Raw genomic sequence first — 12,488 nt, forward strand, 5'->3', positions numbered from 1 at the left:
GTGCATCCTGCGCGAAGGTGGGGAGACCGCAGAGGAAGAGGCCGACGAGGAGGATTCGGGTCAGTGGTGGGCCCTCCCGTGGTGAAGAGAGGAGTGCAGTCTAGCGTCCCGCCACGTGGGGTGAAGAGTGTGCTATGCCCTGCCGCCACCATGATGTGGGAGTCCCCCTTTCTTCGCTGCCCCCGGAGCGGCGAGCCGCTGCGCGCCGAGGGCGATGCGCTCGTGAGCTCCACGGCCCGCTACCCGCTGCGCCACGTGGCGGGCTCCACCTACGCCGACTTCCGGCTGGAGCTCGACGAGGTGGCGCGGCTGCAGCGGGAGACCTACGAGCAGGAGGACAGCCGCTACGTGCGGGAGGGCCTCGAGGACAAGCGGGCCTTCATGGCCGGTTTCGTCGAGGACCGGGTGCGCGGGCGGGTGAAGGCCAAGGAGGAGTTCCTCTTGCGCGCCCTGCGGAGGCTGCCGCTCGGCGCCGGGAGCCGCGTGCTGGAGGTGGGCTGCAATGATGGGCGCTACCTCAACACCGTGGCCGCGCTCTCCGGTTGCGAGGGCGTGGGCATCGATCTGTCGGAGCGCTCCATCGCCCAGGCGGTCGCGGCCCGCCCCGAGCACCTGCGCACCCGCTTCCACGTGGCCCAGGCCACCGCGCTGCCCTTCGCGGATGCCTCCTTCGACGTGCTGCTGTCCTTCGACGTCTTCGAGCACCTCGGGCACCCGGGCTTCATCGCCACCATGCGCGAGTGCCACCGGGTGCTGCGTCCCGGCGGCGTGCTGCTGGTCTACGTCGTCTCGCAGAAGGACACCTTCACCCTGCACGAGACCATCCGCCGGGTGAGCCACGGGAAGCTCGGCGTGGACGATGGCGAGGGCCACCGGTACGAGAACTTCATCCACCCGGACTTCTTCCGCTCGGCGGCCAGGGAGAGTGGTCTGGAGGTGAAGGACGTCACCGCCTATCACGGCTACTGGACGCTGCTGGCCGAGGAGTGCCTCCACAACGTGGCGCCGCGCGCCTTGTACCGGCTCTTCTCCTTCCTCGACGCGCCCCTGGTGCGTCAGGAGCACGGCAACGGCTTCCTCGCGCTGAGCGAGCGCCCGGCCCGCGCGGAGGTGCGGCGATGAGAATCCCGAGGAAGCGCGAGCAGTACGTGCTGGCGCTCAAGCTGGCCACGGTGCTGTGCGTGGAGACGGCGCTCACCCCTCCCCTGCTGGCGGCCATGACGCTGCTGGGAGGCGTGGTGCCACCGCGCGAGCTACTCGACCTGCAGAACAGGTTGCGCCGTCGCACGCTGGTGTGGATGTTCCCCCACCTGCGCGGCTGAGTCAGGTGGGCTGCTGGCGAGCCCTCCACACCAGGGGCGTGAGGGCGCCGATCAGCACGAACAGCACCTGCATCGCATGGGCGATCAGCGCGATGGACATGGTCTTGGCCGCGGTGGTGCCGAAGGCCTTGGCCGACAGCGCGAAGGCCCCGTCGCTCACTCCGAACTGCCCTGGCACCAGCGTGCCCACCGCCAGCGCCACCAGGTTGAGCCCCTGCGCGACGAGCGCTCCCACCACCGTCACGTCGATGCCCACCGCCGCCGCCAGGACGCCGTACTGAACCACCTGCAGCACCCGGCCGAGCAGGGTGGCCAGGATGGGCCGGGTTGGCAGCAGCGCGCTGCTCCGCGCCGACTCCTGGAAGACCTCCGTATGCGTGGCGATGCGGTGGAAGCGGCGCTTCAGCCAGGCTCCGAGCCGGTGCGCCCTCATTCCCGCGCGCATGCTCGCGCCCGCGAGCACCAGCACTACCATGTGCACCCCCAGCGCCAGCGTCAGCCACGAGGGGCCCGTCATCACGTACGCGGCCAGCGCGCAGGGGATGGAGATGAGGCCCGTCGAGACCAGCGAGGCCGCCTGAGACGTGGCCGCCGCCGCCATCGCCGTGGCGCCTCCCGTGTACGGGCTGACCAGCGCCGCCTTCGTCGCCTCGCCCGCGACCCGTCCCGCTGGCGCCAGCGTCGACACCACCGTGCTGATGAGCTGCGCACGGAACATGGAGCGGAACGGCACCTGCCGTGCCCGGCCGCCATACGCCACCCACGTGGCCAGCGCGTCCAGCGACAGGCGCCCCAGCTCGAGCGCGAACACCAGCGGCAACCAGGGCGCCGCCCGCGTCAGCACCTTCCGCAACTCCTCGGCCCCCACGTTCCGCACGAGCAGGACGAGCATGCCCAGTCCCAGCACCGCGAACGCCGGGCGTAGCACCGCCTGCACGCGCGCCCGCATGGGTTTGCGTGCGGCCAGGGGGCCATCCGGGGCCGGCAACGGTTCCGAGGCTCGTGCCGTCAGGGGAACGCCCGCCGGTGCCTCGAGGCTCAGCTCATGTCGCTCGCTCCCCATGGCTCGCCCTCCTTTCTTCCGCGCTCAGGCGCTCAGGCCAAGGTGGGCAGTGCCCGGCCCCATGGCGAGCGCCATACTTGCTTGCTCCTCTGGCCTCCGTGGAGGCCAGAAGCCACGTCCGGGGCCGGACAGCGGCTCGTACCGTGGTCCAGGTGGAATGTCGGGTTTCCGAACGCGCGGCACCATTGGACTCTGGAACGTGATAGGGGCCACGCGCCCTGCCCGCGGGAAGTCCCCGGGATGGACTGCGGGCCTCCCTGGCCCGAGGAGATGGACGGCGATGCTGAAGACGGCGATGAACGAGTGGGCCCTCAAGGCGATCCAACTGGAGACGGCGCTGATGGCGCTGGACGAGGCCGGGTTGCCCACGAACATGAAGGCGCTCCAGGACAAGGCCGAGCAGTCCATGCGCGACCTGGTGAAGGGCTGGCAGGCGCAGAAGCCCAAGGCCGACGAGCGCAAGTGGAAGGTGGAGGAGAAGGCGGGCGGCACGCCTCGGGACGAGGAGCTCGCCGAGGTGACGTCCCACCTGAAGGAGGAGGGCATGGAGTGGACCGTGTACCTGGCCACCAGTGACAAGGGGGACACGGTGGAGACGGTCGTCTCCGAGGACCGGGCGTGGATGACGGCGGGCGGCGAGTACTACCTGGGCCAGTGGGACGAGGACGACAAGGTCGTCGACGTGGGCCGTGACGACGAGGAGGGCGAGCTGGGCACCGGCCTCGTCTTCTCGCTCACCGGCGAGCTCGTCTTCGAGTCCGAGCTCGGGGATTGAGCCTCGCGCCGCTACAGGCCGAGGTACTCCACCATGCGGGCCCGGGTCTTCGTGTCGGGCAGGCGCCCGGTGCCCGCGCGCAGGTTGTCCTCGAGGTGACGCGGGTTGCTCGTGGCCGGAATGGGGCACGTCACCGCCGGGTGCCCGAGGATGTATTTGAGGAAGAACTCCGCCCAGCTCTTGCAGTCGAAGTCGGCGGCCCAGGGGGGCAGGGCCTTGCCCTTTACCCGCCGGAAGAGGTCCCCGCTCTCGAAGGGGCGCATCACCAGCACCGCGGTGCCGTGCTCGGCGGCCGCGGGCAGCAGCCGCTCCTCCGCGTCGCGCAGGGCGATGGAGTAGGGCAGCTGCACGAAGTCCAGTGACTCCTCGCGGATGAGCTTCTCCAGGTCGTCGAAGGCGCTCCGCAGGTAGTGGGTGACACCGAGATAGCGGATGCGCCCGGAGGCCTTCCACTCGCGCAGGGTGGGCAGGTGGGTGCGCCAGTCCACGAGGTTGTGCACCTGCATCAGGTCCAGCTGGCCGTGGCCCATCTTGCGCATCGAGTCACGCATCTGCTCCTGGCCGGCCTCCTTGCCCGAGGTCCACACCTTGGTGGCGAGGAAGGGGGGGCGCTCCTCGCCGAGCTCCCGCAGCAGATCCCCCACCACCTGCTCGGCGCGGCCGTACATGGGGGAGGAGTCGATGACCCGGGCGCCGGAGGCGAGGAAGCGTTTGAGGACCGCCTTCTGCTCCTTGCGCTCGGCGGGGGAGGGCCCCACGTCGAAGGTCTGCCACGTTCCGAGGCCGATGGCGGGCAGCTTCTCGCCGCTCTTGGGATGGGTGCGCGTCAGCATGGGGGCAGCGTACCGGTTCCGCGAGGGCAGGTGACACTTTCGCCGGGCATCGGTTTTCCAGTGGCCGGAGGGGGCGGTGCCGCCCCGATGGCAGGAAGGATACGCGATGAAGCTCGAGGTCTCGGTGTGCGCGGGAGTGATGGCGGCGATGGTGGGGTTTTCGGCGGGGGCCGAGCAGCCAGCGCCCGAGCATCAGCCCGCGGTGGCGGAGGTCACCCAGCCGGCTCCGGCCCAGGAGGTCCACATGCCCGTGAGCCTCTCCCTCCTGCCCGGCATCAGCACCAATGGGTTCACGAGCGGCAACGTGGTGAACAACCTCTCCGTCGGATTGCTCGCCACGCACGCGGGCCGGGTGGACGGCATGGCCGCGTCCATCGTGGGCAACTGGGTGAACCGGGAGCTGCGGGGCGCCGAATTCGCGGTGGGTGCCAACTACGCCGGCCAGGTGAAGGGGGTGCAGTCCTCGGTGGGGGCCAACGTGTCCGGGGGCTCGATGCGGGGCCTGCAGGTGGTCGTGGGCGTGAACATCGCGGGGGGCGAGATGGTGGGCGCGCAGCTCTCCAGCGGCATCAACATCGCGGCGGGTGACACGCGCGGCCTCCAGGCGGCGGTGGGTCTCAACGTCGCCCCGGACATGGCGGGCCTGCAGGTGTCCTCGGCGGTGAGCATCGCGCGGCGCCTCGACGGCGCTCAGCTCTCCCTCCTCAACGTGGGAGGGGACGTGAACGGCGCGCAGGTGGGCCTCGTCAACATCGCGCGGAAGGTGAAGGGCCTGCAGCTGGGCCTCCTCAACGTGGCCGGAGAGGCGGAGGGAGCCCCCATCGGCCTGCTGAGCTTCGTGGGCAACGGCCAGTTGCACCTGCAGGCCTGGGCCAGTGACGTCACCCTGACGAACGTGGCGCTGAAGCTCGGCGGCAAGAACATCCACACCCTGTTCACGGTGGGGGTGGAGCCCGGCCGCGCGGGCCAGCAGCGCCGTTGGTCGGCGGGCCTCGGAATGGGGGGCCACATCCCCTCCGGACGCTTCTTCGTCGACGTGGATGCCCTCGCCTTCGCCCTGCGCGAGGGCACCTTCCTGGGTGACAGCAACGACCTGCTGGCACAGCTCCGGGTGATCGGCGGCTGGCAGCTGGCCCCGCGCCTCGCGCTCTTCGGCGGGGTGACGGGCAATACGCTCATCACCTTCCGCGGAGAGGCGCTGGAGGGGGTGGACCGGTTCGGCCTGGGCCGGGTCTACAGGTCGGGAGACACGAGCGTGCGGCTGTGGCCGGGGCTCGTCGCTGGCATCCAGATCTGAGCAGGGCCGGGCAGCGACCGAGCCCCCATTCCCTCCTCCGAGGCGCGGCCGGGCGCCGGGAGGTGGGGGTGGTGTCCGGCTCGGAGGTTCCTAGTTTTCAGATGCGTGCCCGGCACGGGACCAAGAGTTGGAGTCCGGTGCGGGACGGGGTGGGTACCGGTTGGGTGGGTGTGGGGCAGGTGAGCCCCGTGTCGGACGCGCTCCTTTTCCGCTGAGCCCGGGTGACAATCCGAATGCGTGCCATGGTGCTCCCCGCTCCGGGGCAGCCACTCCGGTTGGAGGAGCGGCCCATTCCGGAGCCGGGTCCCGAGCAGCTCTTGTTGAGAGTCCACGCGTGCGCGGTGTGCCGTACGGACGTGCACGTGACGGATGGCGAGCTGGCGCGTCCCAAGCTGCCGTTGGTGCTGGGGCACGAAATCATCGGCCGGGTGGTGAAGGTGGGGGAGCGCGCGCGAATCTTCGCTCCAGGCACCCGGGTGGGTGTGCCGTGGCTGGGGTGGACTGACGGGACGTGTCAGTACTGCCTCTCGGGCCGGGAGAACCTCTGCGACAACGCGCGCTTCACCGGCTATCAGATCGACGGCGGTTACGCCGACTACGCCGTGGCGGACCACCGCTTCTGCTTCCCCATCCCCGAGGGCTATCCGGACCTGCAGGCGGCGCCCCTGTTGTGCGCGGGGCTCATCGGCTACCGCTGCCTGCGCATGGCCGGGAACGCCGAGCGGCTGGGGCTGTATGGCTTTGGAGCGGCGGCGCACGTCATCATCCAGGTGGCCCGATACCAGGGGCGGCGGGTGTTTGGCTTCACGCGCCCGGGAGACGTGGCGGCGCAGGACTTCGCGCTGCGGTTGGGGGCCGAGTGGGCGGGGGACTCGGACGTGCCGCCGCCCGTGCAGCTGGATGCGGCCATCCTCTTCGCGCCCGTGGGGAGCCTGGTCCCCGCCGCGCTGGCCTGCGTGGTGAAGGGGGGCACCGTGGTGTGCGGGGGCATCCACATGAGCGACATCCCCGCGTTCCCCTACTCCCTGCTGTGGGGTGAGCGCACCGTGCGCTCGGTGGCGAACCTCACGCGGCAGGACGGGCTGGACTTCCTCGCGCTCGCCCCGCGGGTGCCGGTGCACACCGAGGTGCAATCCTTCCCCTTGGAGGCCGCCAACGAGGCGCTGGCGGCCCTGCGAGGGGGACGGGTACACGGCGCGGTGGTACTGGACATGGGCATCTCCGCCCCCGCGTCAGGCCAGTGAACCCGGTAGGTGTCGGTTTTTTGACATTCTTGAAACGCTTGGAGCTCCAAGCGGGTCTGTTCGTCTCGGACTTCAAGGAGGTTGCATGGAGCGAGCGTTCAGACTATCTGGTCTAACCAGGAGGTTCGTACCCCTGGTCTGGCCATCGGGTCCGAGGTTCACAGCACCATGCCCCGTCCGCGTTTCGAGAAGCTTCCCCCCGAGCGTCGCGCCCACATCCTGGAGGTGGCGGCGCGCGAGTTCGGCGCACTCGGCTACGAGGGGGCCTCGCTCAACCGCATCCTGGAGAAGGCGGACCTGAGCAAGGGCGCGGCCTACTACTACTTCGACGACAAGGCGGACCTGTTCCTCGCGGTGGTCCGGCACTGCCAGGAGCAGGCGATGTTCGTGGCCTGGCTGCGGCCCGAGGAGCTGCGCGCGGACACCTTCTGGGACGTCGCGCGCACCACCTACCAGCGCCAGTTCGTCCTCTTCCGCCAGAGCCCGTGGCTCATGGGCGTGGCGCGCGCCGTGTGGACGCTGCCGGCGCAGCTGCGCGAGAGCGGACCGCTGGCCGCCATCTTCGAACAGGGCCAATCCATCACGCGCACCATCCTCACGCGGGGCCGCGAGCTGGGCGTCGTGCGCGACGACGTGCCCGAGGAGCTGCTCGTGGCGTGGGTGGGGGCCATCGACAGCGCCGGAGACAGGTGGCTGCTGGCGAACTGGGAGCAGCTCGACGAGGCGGCCATGCAACGGCACGCGGAGCTGCTCGTGGATGGTTTTCGCCGGCTGCTCACGCCGGCCCAACCGGGAGGGAAGTCATGAAGCGTGTTCTCATCGTCGGAGCGGGACCGGCGGGTGCCGCCCTGGCCTACATCCTCGCGAGCCGGGGCGTGCCGGTGCACCTGCTGGAGCGCCAGCGGGACTTCTCGCGTGAGTTCCGCGGCGAGGGCTTCCAGCCGAGTGGCCGGGACGTGCTGCATCAGATGGGGTTGGGCGCACGTTTCGAGGCGCTGCCGTCGGTGCGGCTGGCGAGCCTGGCGGTGTGGAGGGGCACGAGGCGGTTGGTGTCGGTGGACGTGCCCGAGTCGGCCCGCGACAACGTGGCGCGCATCGTGAGCCAGCCGGCGCTGCTGGAGATGCTGGTGGAGGAGGCGGGACGCTTCCCGCACTTCCGTCTGGAGCGGGGCGTGGCGGTGCGGGACGTGGTGCGCGAGGCCGGGCGCGTGGTGGGCGTGCGCGTGGAGCGGGACGGGCACGAGGAAGAGCTGCGCGCGGACTTCGTCATCGGCACGGATGGGCGCAACTCGGTGCTGCGCCGCAAGGCGGACCTGCACGAGGAGCGCATGCCTCAGTCCTTCGACATCCTCTGGTGCAAGGTGCCGCTTCCCACCTCCTGGCGGCCGGGCCACTCGGAGATCTACGCCACCCTGGGAGGCATGTGCCTGTCCTTCCCCTCCTATGACGGGACGCTGCAACTGGGCTGGAGCATGGGGAAGGGCCAGTTCAAGCAACTGCGCGGCAAGGGCGTGGATGCGTGGATGGAGGAACTGGCCCGGGTGGTGCGGCCGGAGCTGGCCGAGCACATCCTCGCGCACCGTGAACAGGTGAGCCACCCGTTCCTCCTGGATGTCATCTGCGATCGGCTGGTGCGCTGGACTGCACCGGGGTTGCTGCTCATCGGGGACGCGGCGCACCCCATGTCGCCCGTGGGTGGGCAGGGGGTGAACGTGGCCCTGCGCGATGCGCTCGTGGCCGCCAACCACCTGTTCCCCGTGCTCGCCGCGGATGGCTCCCCCGAGGCGCTGGATGCCGCGGCCACTCGCGTCCAGGCCGAGCGGCTGCCCGAGGTGACCGACATCCAGGCCATCCAGACGCGGCAGGCGCGCTTCCTCTCGGGGACGGGGCTGCTGCCCCGGCTGCTACTGGCCTCCCTCCCGCTGCTCGAGAAGCTGGGCATGATGCGGGGCTTCGCCGTAGGAGGGGACCGGCGCTTCCGAGGCGTGCTGAGACCGCTGCGGCTCGCCGTCTGACCCCACCCTCTCCCTCTGGGAGAGGGACGGGGTGAGGGTATCCGCCCCCGTCCTATTTCCCTGGCTCCTCGTCCTCGCGAGCGGGCGCGTCACCCTCAGGGGAGAACCGGGCCACCTGCTCCCTGCTCGCGTTCCAGGCGTCCTCCGCGTCGTGGGCGTGCACCTCCGAGGCCGCCTCGTCATCCTGCTTGCTCGCCCAGGTGGTATGGCCCCCGGCGAAGCCCTCGAGCGGGCGTGGGCCCCGATTCGCCTCCACTTCCAGGTCCTTGGCCTCCAGCTCGCGCAACCGCTCCCGCTCCTGTTCCCGCTCGCGCTGGTGCAGCTTCTCGATGGGATCTTTCGACATCGGGTCTCTCCTTTGCCCGAAGGTGCGAACGGTGCTTCAGGGCGTCAGCGGGTGAAGCCGGGCCATTGGGGGCTCGGGTGCCCGGCCGCCGGGCGGCGAGACGGCGTCCTTGCGGGGCCGTTCCATCCCCCGGAAGCTGCGCGCCATGAAGACACTCCACCGCTCGTACGTCCTGTTGCTCCTGCTGGGCGCTGTGCTCGCCGGTTGCACCGTCGCCCGCGTCCATGTGCTACCGCCCACCGGGGACGAGGTCACCCTGCTGGTCCCGGGCTATCGCGGCAGCTTCCTCGTCACCGAGGGCCCCGAGCCCGAGCGGGCCTGGCTCTCGGTGGGGCAGGCGCTCTCGCGCGGAGAGCGTACGCTCGCCATCCCCTTTCCCGGACAGCGCCCCGTGCCCCACTACGGGCCGCTGCGCCCGGATGGACCGCTCACCCAGCTCTCGGCGGTCTTCGTGTCGGTGGACGCGTACCGCACGTTCATGGAGTTCGGCCGCGACCATCTCCCGGGCTTCGTTCCGTTCTCCTACGACTGGCGGCGGGACATCCGCGAGAGCGCGGGCCAGCTGTGCGCGCGCATCGAGCAGCTCGTGGCGGAAGGGGGAGGGCGGCGGAAGGTGAACATCGTGGCCCACAGCATGGGCGGGCTGGTGACGATGCACTGCCTGCTCCACGGAGGCGCGCAGGCGGGCGAGCGCCCCTGGGCCGGTGCCGAGCACGTGAAGCGCGTGGTCATCCTCGGGACTCCGTTCTCCGGCGGACCGGGCATCTTCGATGACCTGCTGGTGGGCACGGAGACGATGCGCAACCGCGCGCTGCTCGCGCCCGAGGCGCTGTTCACCTTCGCCTCGGCCTTCCAGCTGCTGCCCCCGCGCAGCGACTTCTTCGTGGACGCGGAGGACAGGCCCGTCGAGCTGGATGCCTTTGATCCGGCCGTCTGGTTGAAGCAGGGGTGGGGCCCCTTCGCGGACCCCGCGTTGCGCGAGAACGAGGCCTACCGCGCGCAGCTCGTCCACATGCTGGACGCGCACCGGGAGCTGACCGGGGCGCTCGCGCCGAAGCCGGGGTTGACTCCGGCTCCCTTCGAGATGCTCGTGGTGGTAGGCAAGGGGCGGCCGACGGTGAGCGGCGTGCGGGTGGTGGATGGGAAGCTCGACCTGGAGCACCCGCCGCGCGCGGATGGGGACGGGTCCGTGCTGGCCTCGCGCGCCCTGCCCGTGCTGCCCATTCCCTTCCGCCACCTGGACAGCCCGGCCGAGCACGTGGCGCTCATGTCCGACGCCGAGGTGCTCCAGGCCGTGGAGCGCTTCCTCCAGGGCGAAACGGTGGGCACGGCGCGGTCGCCGTGACGACTTCGGTCAACGCTGCTCGGGCACTGTGAGGAGCCTGTCTTGAATCCGCGCCTCTGCCTGGCCTTGTTCCTGTTGCTGGTGGTGCCGCTTTTGGCCCGAGCGGCCCCGCCCGAGGTGGAAGCGCGGCTCTCGGTGCTGGAGCCAGTGGGGGTGAGCGAGTACCACGGAAGCCAGGGGCGAGGGCTGAAGCTCACCTTCAAGAAGCTCGAGCCCAACCCGGCGCTGGAGCTGTTCTCGTTGGAGGAGGCGAGGGCGGTGGTGGAGGAGTTGGGGCTGCCATCGGCCAGGGGAGTGGCGATGGCGGGCATGGCGGCCGAGCCACCGCCCCCGGCGGACCTGGAGAGGAGGGTGAGAGATGCCTACGAGGCGCTATACGGGCCGGCCCAGGCTGCACTGCCGGATTCGCTGGGGAGGGCGAGGTGGATGCGGGCCCTGGCGCTCTCACCGCGCTACATGGGGGAGGGGGTGAGGGAGGCGGCGGAGGAGATGTTCAGCTCACGGGCGGTGCTGCTGTCGGTGGGCATGTCGATGATGCTGTACATGGTGGCGTGGGCGGCGCCCGAGCCTGTCTTCTCCAAGGCGTTCGCCACGGCGGTGACGATAGGGCTGCTGATGACGTACACGGCGGTGGAGCTCTACAACGTGGGGCAGGCGTGCCTGAGGCTGTACCGGGAGGCGGAGGCGGCGAGGACGCAGGCGCAGTTGGAGGCTGTGGCCGAACGCTTCGGGAAGGAGATGGGGGGAGTGGGGCTGAGGGTGCTGGTGACGCTGGCGGGAGCGAGGCTGGCCAGGGCGTTGCCGGAGGTGCCAGGAGGAGGGCTGTGGGGGATGCTGTCACCGCCGCGATATGGCTTCGCGGGAGGAGGAGGGAGGGGAGGGCTGAGGGTGGGAGAGAGGGCGGGGGCGCAGGTGAGCGTGGCGGACGGCACGGTGGTGCTGATGGGGGTGACGGCGAACACGACAGCCGCGGCGGTGACGTCGGCGGTGTCAGCGGCCCGGACGACGGGGGCGTGTGACGAGTCGAAGCAGAGTGACAACCAGGCCCACCATTTGTGCACGGACAAGAATGACACGTCCGTCATCAGCGGCGGCCCCTGGACGCCTCGGTTCGAAGAATTCTTCAAGCGGGCGGGGATGAGTCTCGATGACCCTGCGAACATCGTCTACCTGCGGGACCACAAGGGACCCCATCCCGAGGAGTATCACCAAGAGATCTTCGATCGGCTGGAGGATGCGCTTGGGAGTTGCCAGTCTCGAGCTGAATGCCGAGCCAGGCTTGTGGAAGCGCTCGGTAGGATTGCAGGCGAGGTATGTACGCCGGGCTCCAAACTCAACAAGCTCGCTACGAGGAAGCCATGACCTCGCAGACAAGATATTACAGGATATTCGACGACGTGTATTTTCCAGGGCGTTGGCACCTGAGGATGCCTGTCGATAGCAAGGGCGAGGGGATCGACACCTGGCAGTTCAAGGAGGGAAAAGTCCTGGAGCTCGAGGGCCCCATTCGCTTCCCAGTGAAGCCAGCGGGCGTTGCGCTCGAATACAGTCTCTCCATGGGGGTTCCTGTCGTCCATCGCCGGGTGGTCTCTCTCTTCGAGCGCCTGGGGCTCGAGAAGGAGGTTCAATTCATTTCCGCAGAGGTGGAGGGACAGCCGGAGCCCTATTTCATTATCAACACCCTTCAAGTCATCAAATGCATCGATGATGCCCGATGTGAGGAGGTGTTTTATTGGTTGCCGGAGGACAACCGTCCGGACAAGGAGGGCGGCTATCGGAACGTGCGAGGGCTGAAGGTGGATCCGGCGAAGATAGGGGACGCCAACATCTTCCGCACCTGGGGCTGGCTGGTGTCACTCGTCGTCTCCGAGCGCGTCAAGCTGGCGATGGAGCAAGAGTGCATCACCGGCGCCAGATTCATCGAGGTTTGAAGGGGAGCCGCGAGCGGACACCGCGCCATGTGGTTGGTTCGGGGTCTGGCCTCCCCACCGTGCAGGGGAGCGGCGAGGGTTGGTCAATGTCCCTCGTTCGCCGAGGGCCGGAAGGAGCGTCATGCATCCGAGCGTCGTCCTCGTTCTCTGTCTGCTGGTGGTGGTGCCGCTTTCGGCCCGAGCAGCCCCACCCGAAGTGGAGGCGCGGCTCTCGGTGCTGGAGCCAGTGGGGGTGAGCGAGTACCACGGAAGCCAGGGGCGAGGGCTGATGCTCACCTTCAAAAGGCTCAAGCCCGACCCGGCGCTGGAGCTGTTCT

At 69.6% G+C, this 12,488-nt stretch carries 13 protein-coding genes and 1 pseudogene; 11 read left to right on the top strand and 3 right to left on the bottom strand.

Annotated features, from left to right (window positions below; translation table 11 throughout):
* Window positions 1–150: 150 nt before the first annotated feature.
* Together NR810_RS49570 and NR810_RS49575 are read left to right on the top strand one after the other, a co-directional pair.
* Window positions 151–1,122 (top strand): class I SAM-dependent methyltransferase, encoded by a 972-nt coding sequence (locus NR810_RS49570; RefSeq protein ID WP_257463162.1) that lies wholly within the window; start codon window positions 151–153, stop codon window positions 1,120–1,122.
* Window positions 1,119–1,322 (top strand): hypothetical protein, encoded by a 204-nt coding sequence (locus NR810_RS49575; RefSeq protein WP_257463163.1) that lies wholly within the window; start codon window positions 1,119–1,121, stop codon window positions 1,320–1,322. The genes NR810_RS49570 and NR810_RS49575 overlap by 4 nt, the downstream gene beginning before the upstream one ends.
* A 1-nt stretch (window position 1,323) precedes the next feature.
* Here the strand turns inward: NR810_RS49575 and NR810_RS49580 are convergent, their stop codons facing one another.
* Window positions 1,324–2,385: a lysylphosphatidylglycerol synthase transmembrane domain-containing protein gene (locus NR810_RS49580; RefSeq protein ID WP_257463164.1), complete on the bottom strand. Its 1,062-nt coding sequence runs from the start codon at window positions 2,383–2,385 to the stop codon at window positions 1,324–1,326.
* Between the two features lie 280 nt (window positions 2,386–2,665).
* Here NR810_RS49580 and NR810_RS49585 point away from each other — a divergent pair, with 280 nt between their 5' ends.
* Window positions 2,666–3,160 (top strand): hypothetical protein, encoded by a 495-nt coding sequence (locus tag NR810_RS49585; protein WP_257463165.1) that lies wholly within the window; start codon window positions 2,666–2,668, stop codon window positions 3,158–3,160.
* 11 nt (window positions 3,161–3,171) lie between these two features.
* Here NR810_RS49585 and NR810_RS49590 read toward each other — a convergent pair whose 3' ends face one another.
* Complete coding sequence (locus NR810_RS49590; RefSeq protein ID WP_257463166.1) at window positions 3,172–3,993, bottom strand: aldo/keto reductase; 822 nt, start codon at window positions 3,991–3,993, stop codon at window positions 3,172–3,174.
* Between the two features lie 106 nt (window positions 3,994–4,099).
* Between NR810_RS49590 and NR810_RS49595 the strand changes: the two genes are divergently transcribed.
* The 4 genes from NR810_RS49595 (at window position 4,100) to NR810_RS49610 (ending at window position 8,549) form a co-directional block, all read left to right on the top strand.
* Complete coding sequence (locus NR810_RS49595; protein WP_257463167.1) at window positions 4,100–5,290, top strand: LA_2272 family surface repeat-containing protein; 1,191 nt, start codon at window positions 4,100–4,102, stop codon at window positions 5,288–5,290.
* A gap of 233 nt (window positions 5,291–5,523) precedes the next feature.
* Window positions 5,524–6,534, top strand: a complete 1,011-nt coding sequence (locus tag NR810_RS49600; RefSeq protein WP_257463168.1) for a zinc-dependent alcohol dehydrogenase family protein — start codon at window positions 5,524–5,526, stop codon at window positions 6,532–6,534.
* Window positions 6,535–6,702: 168 nt separating this feature from the next.
* Complete coding sequence (locus tag NR810_RS49605; protein WP_257463169.1) at window positions 6,703–7,341, top strand: TetR/AcrR family transcriptional regulator; 639 nt, start codon at window positions 6,703–6,705, stop codon at window positions 7,339–7,341.
* Window positions 7,338–8,549 carry an FAD-dependent monooxygenase gene (locus NR810_RS49610; protein WP_257463170.1) on the top strand — a complete coding sequence of 404 codons (1,212 nt, stop codon included), beginning with the start codon at window positions 7,338–7,340 and terminating at the stop codon, window positions 8,547–8,549. Before NR810_RS49605 ends, NR810_RS49610 begins: the two co-directional genes overlap by 4 nt.
* 52 nt (window positions 8,550–8,601) lie before the next feature.
* Here the strand turns inward: NR810_RS49610 and NR810_RS49615 are convergent, their stop codons facing one another.
* A complete protein-coding gene (locus tag NR810_RS49615) occupies window positions 8,602–8,895 on the bottom strand; it encodes a hypothetical protein (protein ID WP_257463171.1) in 294 nt (97 codons plus the stop codon).
* 145 nt (window positions 8,896–9,040) lie between these two features.
* On the opposite strand from NR810_RS49615, the gene NR810_RS49620 reads away from it, so the two are divergent.
* The 4 genes and pseudogenes from NR810_RS49620 to NR810_RS49635 form a co-directional block, all read left to right on the top strand.
* Window positions 9,041–10,240, top strand: a complete 1,200-nt coding sequence (locus tag NR810_RS49620; protein ID WP_257463172.1) for a lipase/acyltransferase domain-containing protein — start codon at window positions 9,041–9,043, stop codon at window positions 10,238–10,240.
* A 42-nt stretch (window positions 10,241–10,282) separates the two neighbouring features.
* Window positions 10,283–11,602: an AHH domain-containing protein gene (locus NR810_RS49625; protein ID WP_257463173.1), complete on the top strand. Its 1,320-nt coding sequence runs from the start codon at window positions 10,283–10,285 to the stop codon at window positions 11,600–11,602.
* Complete coding sequence (locus NR810_RS49630; protein ID WP_257463174.1) at window positions 11,599–12,171, top strand: imm11 family protein; 573 nt, start codon at window positions 11,599–11,601, stop codon at window positions 12,169–12,171. Before NR810_RS49625 ends, NR810_RS49630 begins: the two co-directional genes overlap by 4 nt.
* A gap of 121 nt (window positions 12,172–12,292) precedes the next feature.
* Window positions 12,293–12,488: pseudogene (locus tag NR810_RS49635) on the top strand (AHH domain-containing protein); the annotation flags it as partial.

This window comes from Archangium lipolyticum (genome assembly GCF_024623785.1).
GTDB classification, from domain to species: domain Bacteria; phylum Myxococcota; class Myxococcia; order Myxococcales; family Myxococcaceae; genus Archangium; species Archangium lipolyticum.